This window comes from Rummeliibacillus sp. BSL5 (genome assembly GCF_052928305.1).
Genome location: NZ_JAVGCV010000001.1, coordinates 268,258 through 286,098, shown reverse-complemented (window position 1 = coordinate 286,098; position 17,841 = coordinate 268,258). Strand labels below are relative to the sequence as shown.

The following is a 17,841-nucleotide window of genomic DNA, read 5'->3' as shown; positions in this document are numbered from 1 at the left end:
CTTTATTCTATCACTATTCGATAGATTATGCTAAAAAATGTTCCGGATTGCGAAAAAAATGAAAAAAGCCCCAAAAGTATGCTAAGAGCATACTTTAAGGGTCATGGTTATTTGTATTCTACTGGTTTAGTCGGCAAGATTGGAATCAATTCATCTTGATATTTTACTTCTTCTTCATTAAATAACAGATGGATTTCACCGTAATCTTCTGATGTTCTAATCAAGCGTCCCATCCCCTGCTGTAATCGAAGTAGCATAAAAGGTAAATCTACTTCTTGGAAAGGATCTTTTGCAAAAGCCCGTTTAGCGTCAAATAATGGATCGTGTGGAGGGAATGGCAAATCAAAAATAATTACTCGCGTTAATGCTTGTTTCGGCAAGTCTAACCCTTCCCAAAGATGATAAGAACATAAAACATTGAGCTTGCCTTCTTGGAATTCTCGAACAATGGAGGACAATTCACGATCTCCTTCAAAGCCAATTGTTGATTTGAACTCATCCGGCAGTTTTTCTTTGAATTCGAGCATAGCTTTTTGAGATTTAAATAGTATAAGCGTTTGCTGTTTGTCCTTTAATAGTTCTTCTACTTTTTGAGCTTTTTCCTGCTGTGAGCTCTGGTGCAAGAAAATTTTCATCACTTCTTCATAATCAAATGGAGAAGGTACAGAGAAAGAGTGATAATTCTTAATGCCTAAGCTTCCTGCTATATAACTAAAATCCTTGTTAACTGACAGAGTGGCAGAAGAGAAGACGTAAGGAATTTTTTTGGTGAATAATTTCTCTTCTAATACTTCAGTAATCAATCTCGGCATAATGACTAGTGTTTCTTTGCCATCCGTTTCTTCTAGCCAATTGACCGCATCATTGCTAGTTGCAAAAATCTTCATTGCTGATTGATATTGTTCTAAAAATTCTTCAGCCATTCTTAATTCATATTCCGGAATAACATATAGTTCTGATTCAAACACAAATTCCTCTAAAAGCACCTCAATAATATTGATTACTTTTTTTCCTAACGCTAATAATTGAGGAGATTTATTAATTCTTTTACGTTCATCGGCTGATTCAATAACATCATCTCGCAATTGGTCAAAAAACAATTCATGCCCCTCTTGCAATTGTTCCATTGTGTATAACGTTTTTTCGCGTAGACCGTCAACCATTAGTCGGTCGATTAATTGAACAATGGTATAATCTTGCACTTTATATGTCAGTGCTTTTTGTGCAGCATACTCAAGCAAATGCCCTTCATCAAGCACAATCATCGATACTTCAGGTAACAGCGACAATTGCCCTTCTCGTTCACGGGATTCTTTTGTAGCGATATGCTCCATTAAAAAGTCTTGCGAACAAATGATTAGATCTGTAGATTCTCGGTAATGTGCCCGATGCAGTGTCTGACCACATCTATTGCGCAATTCGCAAACAGAACATTGTTGAATAGAATTGTAATTCACAAGATTCCATTCTTCATCACTTATATTTGGGTAATCACTGTGTTGGCCATAGAGATTTAATGTTCCTTGGCCGAAAACGCCTTCAGGCATTGTTTCTGCAATGTCGTCCAGATAAGGGCCATCAGCATACTTTTCAGCTTCTTCAAAGCGTTTAATGCATAGATATTGATCTCTTGACTTTGCCAGGCGAACATCTATCTTCATATCAAGCGTATCCTGTAATTTATATAAATCGCCACCAGCTTTAACCAGTTGATCGATTAACGTTTCATCTGCACATGCAATTAAAGCAGGCTTTCCCGTATAGCGTGCATAGGCAATCGCAGGCAATAAATAAGCGATTGTTTTACCAGTACCCACTCCTGCTTCAGCAAAGAGCACCGCTTTCTCACGAAGCACTTTTTCAATTTGGTAAGCCATAAAAATTTGTTCATCACGACATTCGAATCCTTTTTCAGGAAGCTCGTCATACAAAATATCGCCTATCCAGTCTCCTAATGAATCAAAGAAAGACTTATCTTTGGATAAGGCAAATGGTATTGACTGTCTCATTCTTATTCCCCTCTCGACTAGACAACGAAACGGATAGGTTTCCCCATCCGCTACATACGCACTTAAATCTTTAATAATCCTATTATAGACAACTTTATCTAAATTTAAAATATGTTATAGCTCTACTATTTAGTCACTGTTTTCAAGATTTTTTACCCCAAAACTGGTAGTAATCCGTCTTAATGAAACCATTGAAGAGCTTACGTTTCTTTGTAGCTCTCTTACCGTATAATTCTTCAAAATTCTCCATGGAAGAGAGCATATAAACAGACCAAGTTGGATATTTATTCATCATCTTACCCATATCCTGAACCATTTTTTCAATAGTCTCTTTTTCACCGATACGTTCACCATATGGCGGGTTACCAATCATTACACCATCCGATAAGGTTGTGGTAAAATCCGTTACTTGCATTTGCTTAAATGATACCAAGTCAGCAAAGCCAGCTTCTCGTGCATTTGATTGTGCAATCTCAACCATTCTATGATCAATATCAGAACCAAAGATTTGAAGTGGTTGATCGTAGTTAGCTACATCCTCAACTTCCATACGCACATCGTTCCATATACTAGATTTTATCCACGGCCATTCTTCACTAATAAAGTCACGGTTGTAACCAGGAGCCATGTTTTGTCCAATCATAGCAGCCTCAAGAGCAATCGTTCCTGAACCGCAAAACGGGTCTGCAAATGGTCGATTCGGATTCCATTTTGATATATATACTAAGGCAGCAGCAAGCGTTTCTTTTAAAGGAGCTTCACCTTGATCAAGACGATAACCTCTTTTATGTAACCCTGCTCCGCTAGTATCTATTGTCAATGTTGCAATGTCTTTTAGTATAGAAATCTCAATTTTAAACTTAGCGCCGGTTTCTTCCAAAAAGCCTAAACGCATGTAGTGGCCCTTCAACCGTTCCACAATGGCTTTTTTTGTAATCGCTTGGCAGTCAGGAACGCTGAATAATTTAGACTTTACAGATTTCCCTGTAACCGGAAATTCGGCATCGACAGGCAAATACTTTTCCCATTCAATCGCTTTTACTCCCTCAAACAATTGCTCAAAAGTCTTAGCTGGGAAGCTTCCAGCTACAATTTTTACGCGGTCCGCTACGCGCAACCATAAATTGGTTTTAGCGATATCTCTCTCATCGCCTTCGAAATAAACTTTCCCGTTATCTGTTCTTGTATGATAGCCCAAGGCTTTTAGTTCATCGGCCACAATCGACTCAAGCCCCATGGCTGCTGTCGCTACTAGTTGATATTTAGTCATACTTACTTCCCTTCTATTTCTAGTTCCCAAAATTCAAGGAACTCCATTATCTCATCTAATGGAACCGGTTTTGAATAATAATATCCTTGAATCATATCACAATCCATTTCACCGAGCAATTTAACTTGATCACGCTGCTCAACACCTTCTGCAATGACGCTCATTTGTAATCTGTGCGCCATCTGGATTATCGCATGCACAATCGCTTGCTTATCACTGACACTGCAAATTTGTTTGATAAAGCTTTGGTCAATCTTTAAGCAATCAAGCGGAAATTCGACTAGATAGCTAAGAGAAGAATAACCTGTACCAAAATCATCAAGAGATAATTTAAAACCCATATGTTTTAGCAGAATTAATTTACGCGTTGTTTCTTTTTCATTATTCATGATTGTTCTTTCAGTCAATTCTAATTCAAAATGGTTTGCTGGCAAATTATTTCTTTCTAATATTTGCTGTATCGAAGTAATAAAATTCGGTTGATGAAAATGGATACTCGATATATTAATGGCAATTGGCATTTTGTAGCCATACCCTATTAGCTCATGAGCATCCAGGCATACTTTTTCTAAAATAATTTCGCTAAGAGGAATAATCAGCCCTGTCTCCTCTGCGTAAGGGATAAATTCACCTGGAGACACATTTCCTAATATCTCATTATGCCAACGGACCAATGCTTCCATTCCAATAATCTGCTGTTTTTGATAATTGACTTTAGGCTGGTAATATATCTCAAACTCATTTTTATTGCTAATCGCTTTTCTCAGTTCACTATCCAGCGTAAACGTTCTCTTTGCGTCTGTTTTCAAATCATCAAAGTAAAAAGAAAATTGATTTTTCCCATGATCTTTTGCATAGTACATGGCAATGTCTGCTTTGTTAAGCAATGTTTCTGTATCATCTCCATCATGCGGATAAACACTTATACCGATGCTAGCTGTGATAAATAATTCGTGGGTATGAATATAAAATGGACTTTCGAGCAATTGAATGATCTTCTCGCCCAAATGTAACGCTTCTCTTGGATGGTGAATGTCTGTAAATGTTAGAACAAACTCATCACCGCCATATCGTGCAAAAATATCTTTGTTTTTAAGTAATGTCTTTATACGTCTTGTAACCTCAACCAGTAATTGGTCTCCAATTGCATGGCCTAGTGTATCATTAACTTGTTTAAAACGGTCTAAATCTAAAAATAATACAGCGTGCTGATAATTATGCGTTTTAGATGTACTTAGCAATACATTCATACGTTCAGTAAAAGCGAAGCGGTTTGAGACGCCTGTCAGCATATCAGTTGTTGCACGTTTTTTTAGCTCGCTCTCCACATTTTTCTCATCTGATAAATCTGAGAAAATGCCGCAATAACCAATGATAGTATCTTCATCATTGGTTATTTTAGTAATTTTCAACCATTCTGGATATACGTCGCCTGTTTTGCGACGATTCCATATTTCCCCCTGCCATTCGCCTTCACTGGCGATACTAGCCCACATCTTTTGATAGAAGTCTTTTTTATGGTTTCCTGATTGAAGTACATCAGGTTTTTTACCGATAACTTCTTCTTTTTTATAACCCGTTACAAACTCAAAAGCAGGGTTTACATCAATTATTTGAGAGTTTAAATTTGTAATCATTATTCCTTCTGATATAGAATCCAGAATTTTAGGTGTTATGTATTGACAAAGTTTGGCGAGATGTTCTGTATGAATAGTATTTCTTGCAATATGCTGATCCATTTTATACACCATCTCCTAAAAGAAAGGCTCTCCAATAACTGGAGAGCCAAATATTCATATAAAATATAAAGCATCATTAAAAGAACGTAAGCCATGTTTTGTGCCCGAGTACTATAACGGCGCTATGCCTCGTACTAATGGGTAGTAATCATCTATCTACGGAAATAAATTTCCGTCTCTCCATCCATTCATTTCTTTTTGGAGAATGCCCCTACCATAATTTGGGTTGCTCGCTCGCGGGGTTTACCTCGTTCCACCTGCAACGTTTCCGATGCAGCTTCGTCACTGTGGCACTTTCAAGGAGTTTCAACCATATCCATAACGGACTTAGGTTTTCCTCCTGCCGTCAGCCTATAGACTGCCTTAGCTTATTGATTCGCTAAGCGCGAACACTACGTTCATCTCAGAGCCGTGCGAGCATGGACTTTCCTCAACAATGTTTTACATTGCAGCGATTACTTGTTCTTTTATGATGACGTCAACTATTATACAGGTATTATTATAATTTTTCAAGACCTATTTAATTGAATAAGATTAATCGTATAATTTATCGCCAAAGACGTGTTTTTCTAAATTGGCAATTCTTTTTAAAATATCAAAATTAGTGTTTGTTGCATACGAAGATGAAGAAGTTTGTCTTCTTCCATCAGTAGAAGCCTGTGACTGCGCGTTTTTCAACTCATCCTTTAACGCATCCACCTCTTCTTGTTTTTTTGCCAAAGCTTTTTCAAATTTTTCATAATCTTGAATGATAATATCTAAGAATTGATCTACTTCGTCTTGGCTATATCCTCTGATTCCCGTTTTAAAGTCTTTATCTAAAATAGCTTTCGCAGATAGTTTCATATCCATATTCATCTTCCTTCCATATAAACGTCTGTCTCAACATTATAGCATAATTCATTCGACGTTCCTTTTATTTCCCGTGCAATGATTGCTTCTTTTTTAGCCGCAGTTGCCTATGGCTAATTTCATTAAACTTTTTCAATTTTTTATCTCTATCTAGACTTTGCATATTATTTAGGGACTGCTCTGCTTTATACGCATAATAGAGAGCTGATTGGTAATCTTTACGCCTATGCTCATCTATTTTTGAGAGCTCTATATATGCAATAAGCTGTTCACTTTCTTTGAGAAAAGGAACTGCATTCACAAAAGATTGGTACGCCTCTTCATAGAGATGTTGTTTTTTTCTCTGAAACGCCAAATGATAATGAGCATAGCCTGCTTCATTACTATTAAATTGGTTTGTTACCTTTTCTAATACTCTGCTTCCTTTTTCATAGTCAGAAAGATCACCATACCACTTTCCGATATTTGTAATAGTAGTAGATGATTCATTCTCTTCACTTTCACACAATAAATTTGTAGCATGGATGTATAGGGTAACCAATGATAATAAATCATATTTATTATGATCTAACACCTTCAGCAAGGCATCAGGATTACCGCTTTTAATTGCATCTAAATAAATGATTGGTGCCAGATACCCAGGGATATCCCCAACCCGTTTGAAGCCTAATTTTTCCTCTTCTATTTGCGTTAATTTCATACGTGAAAGATCATTTTTCCAAATTCTTTTGGAACCATGTAAAAGATCAATATGCCTTTGTTCAGGCAAGCTCGGCAAATCTTTTTTATGCAACGTAAAACGCGTTTGGAGTTGAGGCCAATCAAAGCTCTTTCCATTGTATGTGACAAGCGTTTTATTGGGTTCCCAAAGCTTAGATTCATATAAAAATGCTGTTTCATGGCTTGGTTCAGCTAAAACATATTGCTTTAGTATAAATCCAGCTTGTGTTACTTCTAATATTCCATTAAGGAAGATCTGAGTTCCAACGCCACGCAATCCTGTTGTTTCAGTATCATAAAAAATAAGTTGATCGTCTTTTATAAGCTCTATTGGATGTGAATTATCAGGCATGCTCCATAATCGGAATGCATTATATAGATCTCCTAGGAGGAAATCTCCATGTTTCGTCTCAAGTGGATAATGGGTTTCAAGTAAGAAAACCATTCCAAATTGATTCTCTATTCTTTTCAATCCTGCCATTTCCCAGTCTTTTGTGTAGGCAGGGTCACTTGGTTTTGCGAATGGCGTTTTTTTCTCTTCCGCTTTTGAAGAGGATTTTTTAATCATTTTTTTCATCTGGAGTATTTTATTTTCGTATGACAAGATTAATCATCCATTTCTGCATGTGAGATCATTTGTAAAAATGAGAGTACTTGTTTCTTGCCTTCGCCTTCTAAGTCTTGGGCTCCGATACACGAAGGACAACCATTTGTGCAAGGACAGCTTGCGACATGACTGTAAACATGTTCAATCAACTCTTCCCATAAATCAAAAACTCGTTCACTAAGACCTATTCCACCTGGATACCTATCATAGACGAAGAATGCTGGTTTGCCAATATGCGTCGCTTTTACTTGCGGAATAACATGTACATCGCTAATATCGCTTTGCAAAAATAAAGGAATAAAACTATTCATTGCGTAGGCAACACCCGTCATAGCATTTGTTAAGTCATCTTCCTTCCAGCTTTCTGGTTGGTCAAACGACAGCCATGTACTGCTTGTATGCAATTCTTCAGGCGGCAAATGAATGGGACCGCTACCGATATTATCATGTGTACCAAAACGAATTTTTTTAAAGATGGTTGCAGTGGCAAGCGTCATTATATCACCGAAACCGACTTGAAGATGACCTATTGTTCGTTCTTTATCCTCACTTATTACCTTTAATTCTACCGCTAAATTTGCATCTGTAAAATAATCTACATCCACTTCTGTAACGTAAGCCTTCTTTTCTTCCCAATCCAATTTTTCAACTTGATATTGGATGCCTTGGTGGAGGTATATCGCCTCTTCATGCAGTAATGTCATTGCACTGTATCTATCCATCTCCCCAATCACTTTTGTATGGGCAGGAATAGTTTGGTCAATAATGACTACATTCTCCTGAGAGGCAGAGCGCAAACTAATATCATGTGCGGGAAAACTGTCGCTCATCCAATGCCATTTATCCGAAGATTTCACTAGAATGCCTTCTTCGCAAAGGTAGTCTAGAAAATCATCTATTTCGAACTCAGCGTATTTTTCACCTTCCTGAAAAGGTAACTCGAATGCTGCACATTTTAGATGGTCCATTAATATAAGTATATTCTCTGGATAGATGCGCGCTTCCTCTGGAGAGCTTTCAAATAAATAAGATGGATTTTTGATAATGTATTGGTCTAAGGCAGTTGATTGCGCTACATAAATGATTAACGCATCATCCTGTCGTCTGCCAGCACGGCCTGCTTGTTGCCAAGCACTGGCGATATTGCCTGGATACCCAGTCATGATACATGCCTGCAACTGACCAATATCTACACCAAGCTCTAAAGCATTCGTCGATACAACACATTGGATGGTACCATCTCTAAGCCCTTTCTCTATCGCCCTACGTTCAGATGGCAAATAGCCTCCTCTATATCCCCTAATACTTTCATCGTGAATTTTTTTTACGGTTAAGGATTTCATATAGGTGACTAGCATCTCAACACGCACTCTGCTCTTAGCAAAGATGATTGTTTGTATTCTTGCATTATATAATTCCCTTGCCAAGTCTCGCACTTCAAGTATTGCGCTTCTTCTTACACCAAATGTCGGATGGATAATGGGCGGGTTATAAAACAAAAATGTTTTTTTGCCTGCAGGCGCACCATTTTTTGCAATCAGTTTATGGTCTGTATTGGTTAGGTTTTCAGCAAGTTTTCGCGGATTTTTGATAGTAGCCGAAGTGCAAATAAAAGTCGGATGGCTACCATAGAAATGGCAAATACGTAAAAGGCGCCTTAGCACATGAGCGACATGTGAACCAAAGACCCCTTTATACGTATGCAATTCGTCTACAACGATATACTGCAAATTCTCAAATAATGAAACCCATTTTGTGTGATGCGGTAGTATCCCTGAATGCAGCATATCCGGATTCGTCATCACAATATGGCCTGCTTTCCGTACTTTTTGCCTGATACCAGGCGCTGTATCTCCATCGTATGTATAACTTAATATTTCTTCTTCACTGTCTTCTATTAACTTGTTTAAATCGCTTTTTTGATCTTGTGCCAAAGCTTTGGTAGGGAATAAATAGAGGGCTCTTGCTGTTCGATCTTCCATGATTGATTGCAGCACGGGTAAATGGTAGCATAATGATTTTCCAGAAGCTGTAGGCGTTACGGCAGTAAAGGATTCGTTCTTCATTGCATAGTCAAATGCTTGCCGTTGATGAGCATACAGTTGGTCTATTCCTCTTTTTTCTAACGCTTTTTTCAATGATCGATGCAAATTGCTTGGCAGTTTGACTAAATCTGCTTGCTTTGCTGGAATTGTGTGTACATATTCAACTCGGTCTTGCATTTCTTTACTTCGTTGCCATTCTTCAAGCAATTCCTGAATGTTTTTTTTCTTATTAAGCATCTGTATCATCCTTTTTTAACGTTCGCTGCAATGTTTCCAATGTATAGGTAACAGATTGAATAGATTGATAGAGCCTTTTCCTGCTGGTTTGCTGAAAAAAAGATTGGACAATAAATTGATCCATCGCATCGACTGCATTTTTTATTTGAATTTTATGGACATGTTTTGGTTTATGGAGATCAATCCATTTCTCTACTTCCGCTTGCCAAATGGCTAATTTTGCATGGTATGCGTCAGCATATGGCTTAACTTCCTTAAAAAAGTCCGGAGATGTGTTTGTTTCTCGCATATTTAAAAACCGTTGCCAGCTTTCTTTACATTCATTTAGTAATTCTTCTGTCATCTTTTCAATCATCATTCACATCTCCGTTTAATTTATATGAACTAATTAATTTATTATATTTCATCAACCTGTTTAACAAGGTTTTCATTTCATTTAGAGTTTAATTTCTTTATTACGCGCAGTGTTTATTGAACTGCATGTTTCTAGCTGTTTTTATTTTAACAAATATATTTGTCTTTTACTACTTAACAGCGAACAAATATTCTTTCTGTTCTTCTATCATATCAAGGCGGTTTGCTACAAGTGCTATATTTTTTTCATGCGTTTTGGTATACATCTCTTCTTCGTGGTTCACCCTATTCCGTAAAAGTTCATCTACCATTTCAATTAGATTCAATAAGTGATCAATTTTCCGCATATTATCGCCCCCTTGCTATTACATTACCATGTTGATTACTAAATTCGGGGAAGTGGACAAAACAAGTGTTCATTCGACGATTAAAGTTTAATTTTTTAAATTCCGACAATGTATTTGTCAAATGTTTATGTTCGTGTTTGTGGTATGATAGATGGCAGACGAGGTGGTATTATGGCAATTCGATATCCGAATGGAAAAAAATACACGGCTCCTACGCCAGACGAAAATAAAAAAACGATGAAAGAGAAAAACATCTCTTATAGTAATCGGGGTAAGTCATTGGAAGATTATATTGATGAAACCAACGTTTATTATCTGCACAGAAACATTGCGGTAATTCATAAGAAACCTGTTCCTGTTCAAATCGTCAAAGTAGAGTATCCATCCAGAAGCGCTGCTGTTATACGCGAAGCCTATTTTCGCACACCATCTACAACGGATTACAACGGTGTTTTTAATGGGGCCTATATTGACTTTGATGCAAAAGAGACAGAAAATAAGACTTCTTTCCCTTTAAAAAACGTCCATGCTCATCAGGTCAAACATATGGAGGGCATAGCGAATCAACAAGGAATCAGTTTCTTAATTGTACGCTTTACTTCCTTAGATCGTTATTTTATAGTACCATGTGACATGCTGTTAGCAGCATGGAAACGCATGTTGGATGGCGGAAGAAAATCTATTCCGTTATCTGATTTTGAGGAGCAAGCTATCGAAATACACCTTGGGCTTACCCCTCGATTAGATTATTTAAAGGCAATCACAACATTGCTACCATAGCTTGAATTTAAGTTATGAGAAAGTGAGGAAATACTGTGGATCAACAAGTTAATTCACGGAAACAGCGAAAGCAACTAGAAGAACAAAAAAGAAGGGGCAACAAACAAAAAAGCAACGGTAAAAAACCAAATCGTTCTTTGTTCAAAAAGATTATAATCGCTGTTTTAGCGTTAGGTATAGCATTATTTGTAATTGGCGCATCTATTTTTGCCATTTATGCGGCGCAAGCGCCTAAATTAGATGAAGAGTTGCTAAAAGACCCTGTTTCAACTAAATTCTTTGATTCAAATGGTAAGGTCTTCTATACAATGGGGAATCAAGAACGCGAACATGTCGATTATGACAATATTCCAAAAGATATGCGCGATGCCATTTTAGCAACAGAGGATTCTCGATTCTTCAAGCACCACGGAATCGACTTTGTTCGTCTTGGAGGGGCCGTGCTTGCCAACTTTAGGTTTGGTTTTGGCGCACAAGGCGGCAGTACTTTAACTCAGCAAGTGATCAAAAACTCTTTCTTAAATAACGGTAAAACACTTAAACGTAAAGCCCAAGAAGCTTACCTTGCAATCCAATTGGAACGCGAGTATTCAAAAGAAGAGATTTTTGAAATGTACTTCAATAAGGTATTGATGTCCGGGCAAACATTTGGCTTTGGGACAGCAGCCAAGAAATTTTATGGGAAAAATTTAAAAGATCTAACATTAGACGAGAAGGCCTTGCTTGCCGGCATGCCACAAGCGCCAAACGCCTACAATCCGTTTAAAAATCCGGATCGAGCAGAAAAACGTCGTAATATTGTTTTAGGCTTAATGTATCAGCATAAAGTCATTACTAAAGAACAGATGGAAAAAGCACGAAAAGTAGACATCAAAAAAGGTCTTCTCCCTGAAAGCAAGAGACAGACTACTGCATCTAAATACGATGCCTTCATTGATGTTGTACTAAAAGAACTAAGTGAAAATAAAGATGAAAAAGCGTTAGAGGAAGGTGTAAGCGTCTATACGACACTTGATACAAACGCACAAAAAGTAGTTGAAAGCACAATGAATAATAGCGCTAACTTCCCTACTAAAGATATTCAAGCTGGCCTATCTGTTATTGATACTAAAACAGGTGCAATTGTCGCTGTTGGTGGCGGTCGCAACTACGGTCCTGAACGTGGCTTCAACTATGCAGAGGCATTGAACAAACGTCAACCAGGTTCTACGATGAAACCGTTAGTAGATTATGGTCCTGCTATTGAGAATTTAAAATGGTCAACTGGCAAAACAATTGTGGATGAACCAATGAATTATACGGGCTCAAGCCAACCAATTAACAACTTTGACCATCAATATAAAGGTTCTGTTACGATTCGCCAAGCATTATATAACTCTCGAAATATACCAGCTGTCAAAACATTTAAAGAAGTTGGTGCAGACAAAGCTAAAGCTTTTGTTAAAAATCTTGGCATTAACACAAATGAATTATATGAAGCCGATGCAATTGGTGGCGGGAACATTAGCTTGACTCCTATCGAAATGGCTAGCGCCTACGCTGCATTTGGTAATAATGGTATTTACACAGCACCGCATGCAATTAAGAAAATTGTATACAGAGACGGCAAAACATCCAAGTCGTATACGCCTGATCCTGTACCTGCCATGAGCGACTATACAGCATTCATGGTAACTGACATGCTCCGTGATGTGGTAAGTTCTAAATACGGTGCGAGTGGTTCAGCAGCTGGAATTCCAGGCCTTGATGTAGCAGGGAAAACGGGTACAACCAACTATAGTACTGCTCAATTCAGTGAATATGGACTTCCTGCTTCTGCCGTGCCAGATTCATGGTTTGCAGGTTATACAACCAATTATTCAATCGCTGTTTGGGGCGGTTATACTGACTATAAATCACCAATTACGACAAACGAGGAGAAATTGCTTCCTCAAAAACTATTTAAAACGATTATGTCTCAGATATCAGCCAATAAAGAAACTCCTAATTTCAAGCAGCCTAATTCTGTCGTAAGAGTAGGCAATGAGCTTTATGTAAAAGGTCAACAACCAGTTGCTGAGAATAAAGACACAGAAGAAGAGAAAAAAGAAGACCAAGAGCTTCATGCACCTTCTGGTTTAAAAGCAACTTATGATGAAAATGCAAAGGCAGTTAATTTATCTTGGTCACATGATCATCCAGAAGATCAATCAGTAAGGTATAAGGTATCTGTTTCGGTAGATGGCGGAGGTAGCCAGTCCTTAACAGAAACATCGAATACATCTTACACATATGGTGGTCCAGAAGATGGCAAAACTTATGTATTTTCTGTAGTCGCAGTAATGGATGGCAAAACAAGTGAGGCTGCTACAACATCGATTCAAATAAAAGCACCTGAAAAAGAACCGGAAGAACCTAAGACTGATGAAAATGAGTCACCAGAGCAACCAGGTGAGGTTGAACAGCCTACTCCACCAACTGAAGAAGAACAGCCAGGAGATGAGAATGAAAACGAGCCTCCAGCTCAGGAACAGGAACCCGGTGACAACAATGGTCAAGATGATGGTAACGCAAATGACGAACAGGTAAATGCTCATACAAATAGTGTGGGAAATGGTCAGGGTAACGGTAATAGGAATGAAAATAGCAACAATGGTCAGGAGAATAATTCAAACAATAACAGAGGGAACAGAGGGAACTCTCAAAATGATCAAGATCATTAAATGAATAAAAAAAGCGTGAGAGATCAAATCTCTCACGCTTTTTTAGTTGTTCATAAATACAAAATAGTGGATTATAATACAATTTTCACTTAGCATATTTAAGCCTTAACCTAGCACACCTTTTCTTCGTTTCACCAAACAATTCAGCCAGTTGGCGATAGCAAGCATATTGACCTGGCCTATTTTTAATAAAGGCCAATCTTTCTAACCCATTAATCGGCAATACTTCATATGTTTCATTGATCAGTTGTTGCTCTGATGTTTTAGAAGCTTGAATGATGAATCCTTCATATAAAAGAATTGCTTCTAACATATAAGCTTTTGCGTTTTCACGTTTTGAATGCGTTGCATGGATTTTTTTTTCTAATGTCAGCCATTGCTGAAACCATTCGTCTACACGATCTTTCTCTATTGCTTCTTTCTTACATTCAATCATTCTTGACAAGACCTTTCTTTAATCGCTTTTGTCCTTCGCGGCAAAGCTCAAGTAATGGGCAAATGTGGCATTGTGGTCTTTGCGCTTTACAATGATAACGACCAAAGAATATAAGTTGATGATGTGCTTTAGACCACCTTTCCGGTGGGGTCTTCTTCATGACCGTCTCTTCCACTTGTAGCACACTATCTTTCCATTTGCACAATCCTAGACGTTTCGTCACTCTTTCTACATGTGTATCAACTGCAAATGCCGGTTGCATAAAAGCAACTGACAATACAACATTTGCTGTCTTTCTCCCCACCCCAGGCAACGTCACTAATTCCTCGCGTGTATCTGGAATCTCTCCCTGATAGACCTCTAAAAGTCTTTGACATAGCTTTTGGATATTTTTAGCTTTACTGCGAAATAAACCTATAGAACGGATATCCTGTTCAAGCTCTTCTACTGGGACCGCTAAATAATCCTCTGGTCTTTTATACTTTTGAAATAGAGATGGTGTGACTTTATTGACAAGAGCATCTGTACATTGAGCAGAAAGCAACGTAGCGATAGTAAGCTCGAAAGGATTACTATGAATTAGTTCGCAATGTGCTTCTGGGAACATCTTATCCATTTCTTCTAAACAGTATGTCCATTGTTTTTTTGATAACATTCTAACCCTCCCCTTTTACTTTTGTTGATCAAGCCAATTGTAAAAAGGTATATTATTATTTGGTTTCTTTATTTCTGATTCTTTAGGGGCTTGATAATCCTTGGTTGTTTTTACAGTATTTTTACGAAAGTTCTTCGAATGTTTCTCTGCATCTTCAATCGTTTTAACATGATTTTTCTTCCATTCAAATAAAATACGATCGATATAGCGCAGACTTAACTTTTGTGAAAGTACTGCTTCCATTAAAGCTTTTCGGATAACCTCTGGTGTATGGCGATCTTGATCTAACCACATAGAAATCATTTCTGTTTCCATAGGCGATAAAAAACGTCCAAACTCCTGCTCAAAAAGTTGAAATAATTGTCCCTCTTTTAACTTTTCATTTGTAATTTCATCCTTTTGATTTTGAGTGGTCATATAATCAAGTATTCTCTTCCAGAGTGGCATCAGACTTATTACTTCATATAAAACACCTTGCTCGTCCAACTTTTGATGTATTTCCATATACCCTTTTTGCATAAGCCGTTGCATATTTGTAGCGATCATATCTTCACTCATCGTCATACGTTCCGCAATATTAGCTGGTGTCGGAAATGAATTGCCGCTTTCTTGAAATGCATTTAAATGCATGATTAGCATGGCTTCTTCATCCGAAATCTGAAGCAATTTGTAGAATTGAAAAAAAAGCTGAGAAATGGTTACATTTCCCTGCTCAATCCATACTTGGAGCCGTTCTGTTTCATTCATTTCAAGAACTCCTCCCTTTTAGTCTCTAAATGGAACAAGAAGAAGCGCAAATGCGATTCTTCTTGCCATGCCTTGAAAATTTAAATTCATTAAGGATAAATACGGTTAAGTAGACGTGGGAACGGGATTGTCTCACGAACATGCTCAACGCCAGTAATCCAAGCAACTGTGCGCTCTAATCCTAATCCAAAGCCCGAGTGAGGGACAGCACCGTACTTACTTAAATCTAAATACCATGCATAAGCTTCTTCATCCAAACCATGTTCCGCTATACGTTGTTTCATTAGTTCATAATCATAAATACGTTCTGAACCGCCAATGATCTCTCCATAACCCTCTGGGGCAATTAAGTCAGCACATAATACAACATCATTGCGTTCTGGGTGAGGTTGCATATAGAACGGCTTAATGCCTACTGGGTAACATGTGATAAATACAGGTTTATCATAGTGTTCAGCAATTGCTGTTTCATGCGGAGCACCAAAATCTTCACCCCATTGAATATCGTCAAATCCTTTTTCATGCAATAATTCAATTGCTTCATCGTATGAGATACGTGGGAATGGAGCTTGTATATTCTCTAACTTGGTTGTATCGCGTCCAAGTAATTCTAATTCTAGTTTGCAATTTTTAAGAACAGATTGCACGATATATGCAACATATTGTTCCTGTACTTCTAACGATTCATCATGCTCATAGAATGCCATTTCGCCTTCAATCATCCAAAACTCAATTAAATGACGACGTGTTTTTGACTTTTCAGCTCGGAAAGTTGGGCCGAATGAGAATACTTTTCCTAACGCCATAGCTGCAGCTTCTAAGTATAGTTGCCCAGATTGTGAAAGGAATGCATCTTGATCAAAATATTTTGTATGGAATAATTCTGAAGTTCCTTCAGGAGCAGAACCTGTTAGGATAGGCGGATCCACTTTTTTAAATCCTTCTCCATTAAAGAACTCGTACGTTGCACGAATGATTTCATTTCGCACTACCATAATGGCATGTTGTTTTTTTGAACGCAACCAAATATGACGGTGGTCCATTAAAAATTCAACACCATGTTCTTTAGGTGTAATAGGATAATCATGTGCTTCTGAAACTACTTGAATTTCTTGTATTTGTAGCTCATAACCAAAAGAAGAACGAGTATCTTCAGTTACTTCACCAATCACATATAAAGAGCTTTCTTGTGAAATAGATTTTGCCGCAGCAAAAGTTTCTTCACTCACATTCGCTTTTACAACAACTCCTTGCACAAAGCCAGAGCCATCACGTAATTGCAAGAAAGCGATTTTTCCGCTTGATCTTTTATTTGCTAGCCAAGCGCCGATTTTTACTGTTTCGCCGACATGTTTTGGCATGTCTTGAATAGAAATTTTTTTCATATTGTCCTCCAGCATGCTAAATATCTATTATGATAATTTTAAAAATCATAATAAGCAACTTCATTGAACTTCTCATCACATAAGCGACGAAATTCTAACACTCACAATTCTAATTGAAGTAAAGGCTAAGCCGCAATTCATTAAGCCGAAACAATTTATAAGAAAAACTTTTTTAATCGTTTCTACGCACATCAAAACTATGAATATTGGTAATAAGAATCAGCCAGCCGTTACCTAAGTTAGTAATCACAATGGACTAATTCAATACCTACGGTTTCTGTCACCTTGAATCCTCACAGGAAACGTGAAGTGTCGAATACTATAACACCATTATATACAAATTCTCAGCAAATTTCGTGTAAAAAGGATAAATTCTTTAAGAACTCCTGTTTTTTACCCAATCAAAGGTCCAATTATATTAAACATCTATATTTTTTCTATAGATTCGTTAAACGTTTCCACCAACGACCATCTTCAAAGAGGATATATACATAATTCAATTGACCCTTTTTATTTTTGTAAGTAATTTCCCAAACAACTCCAGGCTTTTCGATACCTAGTTTGGCGTGAAGAATTTCTTTCACATCTCCTTTTTTAGATGCTTCAGCTATTGCGTCTTTTTTGGAAATCCCATCTTTCAAATAAATTCCTGTTGGTTTTTCCTTCTTATTCTCTTGTGACACAATCAGTGCTTTTCTTTTTCCTGAGCTATCTTTACCAATTACCGTCACATAAGATTCTTTTCCATGGTATACATACGACTCCGTGACGGATGACAGTTCTTGTTTATGCAAAACTGCCGCTTTCGCAGTTTTCTCTGTTTGATAAAAAGGCGAAAATGCTTTCCATCCAACAATCACCAGAATTGTGAGAGCTAATAGCGGTAAAAATATAGCGAAGAATTTTATCCAATTTTTCATACAATCACCTTATATTTCTTTGTTTATTTTATTTTG

The 17,841-nt window shown here is 37.5% G+C and carries 15 protein-coding genes and 1 other RNA gene; 2 read left to right on the top strand and 14 right to left on the bottom strand.

What is annotated here, in order from left to right; all coding sequences use genetic code 11:
- Positions 1 to 107: 107 nt before the first annotated feature.
- From RCJ93_RS01425 to RCJ93_RS01385, 9 genes are all read right to left on the bottom strand, one after another.
- Positions 108 to 2,009 (bottom strand): ATP-dependent DNA helicase, encoded by a 1,902-nt coding sequence (locus RCJ93_RS01425; RefSeq protein WP_446738189.1) that lies wholly within the window; start codon positions 2,007 to 2,009, stop codon positions 108 to 110.
- 142 nt (positions 2,010 to 2,151) lie between these two features.
- Positions 2,152 to 3,279 carry a THUMP domain-containing class I SAM-dependent RNA methyltransferase gene (locus RCJ93_RS01420; protein WP_066788404.1) on the bottom strand — a complete coding sequence of 376 codons (1,128 nt, stop codon included), beginning with the start codon at positions 3,277 to 3,279 and terminating at the stop codon, positions 2,152 to 2,154.
- A gap of 2 nt (positions 3,280 to 3,281) precedes the next feature.
- Positions 3,282 to 5,018: an EAL domain-containing protein gene (locus RCJ93_RS01415; protein WP_446738188.1), complete on the bottom strand. Its 1,737-nt coding sequence runs from the start codon at positions 5,016 to 5,018 to the stop codon at positions 3,282 to 3,284.
- 83 nt (positions 5,019 to 5,101) lie between these two features.
- Positions 5,102 to 5,485, bottom strand: an RNA gene (rnpB, locus tag RCJ93_RS01410) — RNase P RNA component class B.
- A 67-nt stretch (positions 5,486 to 5,552) separates the two neighbouring features.
- On the bottom strand, positions 5,553 to 5,876 hold the full coding sequence (gene gpsB, locus RCJ93_RS01405; protein WP_066788409.1) for a cell division regulator GpsB: 324 nt from the start codon (positions 5,874 to 5,876) through the stop codon (positions 5,553 to 5,555).
- Between the two features lie 58 nt (positions 5,877 to 5,934).
- Positions 5,935 to 7,194, bottom strand: coding sequence for a ribonuclease H-like domain-containing protein (locus tag RCJ93_RS01400; protein ID WP_446738187.1), 1,260 nt, complete (start codon positions 7,192 to 7,194; stop codon positions 5,935 to 5,937).
- Positions 7,195 to 7,196: 2 nt separating this feature from the next.
- Entirely contained in the window at positions 7,197 to 9,479 is a 2,283-nt protein-coding gene (locus RCJ93_RS01395; RefSeq protein WP_446738186.1) for a DEAD/DEAH box helicase, read from the bottom strand.
- A complete protein-coding gene (locus tag RCJ93_RS01390; protein WP_066788420.1) occupies positions 9,472 to 9,834 on the bottom strand; it encodes a YppE family protein in 363 nt (120 codons plus the stop codon). The genes RCJ93_RS01395 and RCJ93_RS01390 overlap by 8 nt, the downstream gene beginning before the upstream one ends.
- A 169-nt stretch (positions 9,835 to 10,003) precedes the next feature.
- Positions 10,004 to 10,180 (bottom strand): hypothetical protein, encoded by a 177-nt coding sequence (locus tag RCJ93_RS01385; RefSeq protein ID WP_184117458.1) that lies wholly within the window; start codon positions 10,178 to 10,180, stop codon positions 10,004 to 10,006.
- A gap of 171 nt (positions 10,181 to 10,351) precedes the next feature.
- Between RCJ93_RS01385 and recU the strand changes: the two genes are divergently transcribed.
- Together recU and RCJ93_RS01375 are read left to right on the top strand one after the other, a co-directional pair.
- Positions 10,352 to 10,960, top strand: coding sequence for a Holliday junction resolvase RecU (gene recU, locus RCJ93_RS01380; RefSeq protein ID WP_446738185.1), 609 nt, complete (start codon positions 10,352 to 10,354; stop codon positions 10,958 to 10,960).
- 35 nt (positions 10,961 to 10,995) lie between these two features.
- Entirely contained in the window at positions 10,996 to 13,662 is a 2,667-nt protein-coding gene (locus tag RCJ93_RS01375; protein WP_251646942.1) for a PBP1A family penicillin-binding protein, read from the top strand.
- A gap of 85 nt (positions 13,663 to 13,747) precedes the next feature.
- Here RCJ93_RS01375 and RCJ93_RS01370 read toward each other — a convergent pair whose 3' ends face one another.
- The 5 genes from RCJ93_RS01370 to RCJ93_RS01350 all read right to left on the bottom strand — a co-directional run bounded on the left by RCJ93_RS01370 (position 13,748) and on the right by RCJ93_RS01350 (position 17,805).
- Positions 13,748 to 14,098 carry a YpoC family protein gene (locus RCJ93_RS01370; RefSeq protein ID WP_150284685.1) on the bottom strand — a complete coding sequence of 117 codons (351 nt, stop codon included), beginning with the start codon at positions 14,096 to 14,098 and terminating at the stop codon, positions 13,748 to 13,750.
- Positions 14,091 to 14,753 (bottom strand): endonuclease III, encoded by a 663-nt coding sequence (gene nth / locus RCJ93_RS01365; protein WP_147195764.1) that lies wholly within the window; start codon positions 14,751 to 14,753, stop codon positions 14,091 to 14,093. Before nth ends, RCJ93_RS01370 begins: the two co-directional genes overlap by 8 nt.
- A gap of 15 nt (positions 14,754 to 14,768) precedes the next feature.
- Positions 14,769 to 15,500 carry a DnaD domain protein gene (locus RCJ93_RS01360; protein ID WP_446738184.1) on the bottom strand — a complete coding sequence of 244 codons (732 nt, stop codon included), beginning with the start codon at positions 15,498 to 15,500 and terminating at the stop codon, positions 14,769 to 14,771.
- An 89-nt stretch (positions 15,501 to 15,589) separates the two neighbouring features.
- On the bottom strand, positions 15,590 to 16,885 hold the full coding sequence (gene asnS / locus RCJ93_RS01355) for an asparagine--tRNA ligase (RefSeq protein ID WP_066788436.1): 1,296 nt from the start codon (positions 16,883 to 16,885) through the stop codon (positions 15,590 to 15,592).
- A gap of 437 nt (positions 16,886 to 17,322) precedes the next feature.
- Positions 17,323 to 17,805: a cell wall elongation regulator TseB-like domain-containing protein gene (locus tag RCJ93_RS01350; protein WP_147195768.1), complete on the bottom strand. Its 483-nt coding sequence runs from the start codon at positions 17,803 to 17,805 to the stop codon at positions 17,323 to 17,325.
- Positions 17,806 to 17,841 lie beyond the last annotated feature (36 nt).

Excerpts from the sequence above, each read along its gene's own strand:
- RCJ93_RS01370 (WP_150284685.1), bottom strand. The coding sequence starts at position 14,098 with ATGATTGAATGTAAGAAAGAAGCAATAGAGAAAGATCGTGTAGACGAA.
- recU (WP_446738185.1), top strand. The coding sequence starts at position 10,352 with ATGGCAATTCGATATCCGAATGGAAAAAAATACACGGCTCCTACGCCA.
- RCJ93_RS01360 (WP_446738184.1), bottom strand. The coding sequence starts at position 15,500 with ATGAATGAAACAGAACGGCTCCAAGTATGGATTGAGCAGGGAAATGTA.
- nth (WP_147195764.1), bottom strand. The coding sequence starts at position 14,753 with ATGTTATCAAAAAAACAATGGACATACTGTTTAGAAGAAATGGATAAG.
- RCJ93_RS01395 (WP_446738186.1), bottom strand. The coding sequence starts at position 9,479 with ATGCTTAATAAGAAAAAAAACATTCAGGAATTGCTTGAAGAATGGCAA.
- RCJ93_RS01420 (WP_066788404.1), bottom strand. The coding sequence starts at position 3,279 with ATGACTAAATATCAACTAGTAGCGACAGCAGCCATGGGGCTTGAGTCG.
- RCJ93_RS01415 (WP_446738188.1), bottom strand. The coding sequence starts at position 5,018 with ATGGATCAGCATATTGCAAGAAATACTATTCATACAGAACATCTCGCC.
- RCJ93_RS01390 (WP_066788420.1), bottom strand. The coding sequence starts at position 9,834 with ATGATTGAAAAGATGACAGAAGAATTACTAAATGAATGTAAAGAAAGC.
- RCJ93_RS01385 (WP_184117458.1), bottom strand. The coding sequence starts at position 10,180 with ATGCGGAAAATTGATCACTTATTGAATCTAATTGAAATGGTAGATGAA.
- gpsB (WP_066788409.1), bottom strand. The coding sequence starts at position 5,876 with ATGAATATGGATATGAAACTATCTGCGAAAGCTATTTTAGATAAAGAC.
- RCJ93_RS01425 (WP_446738189.1), bottom strand. The coding sequence starts at position 2,009 with ATGAGACAGTCAATACCATTTGCCTTATCCAAAGATAAGTCTTTCTTT.
- RCJ93_RS01350 (WP_147195768.1), bottom strand. The coding sequence starts at position 17,805 with ATGAAAAATTGGATAAAATTCTTCGCTATATTTTTACCGCTATTAGCT.
- asnS (WP_066788436.1), bottom strand. The coding sequence starts at position 16,885 with ATGAAAAAAATTTCTATTCAAGACATGCCAAAACATGTCGGCGAAACA.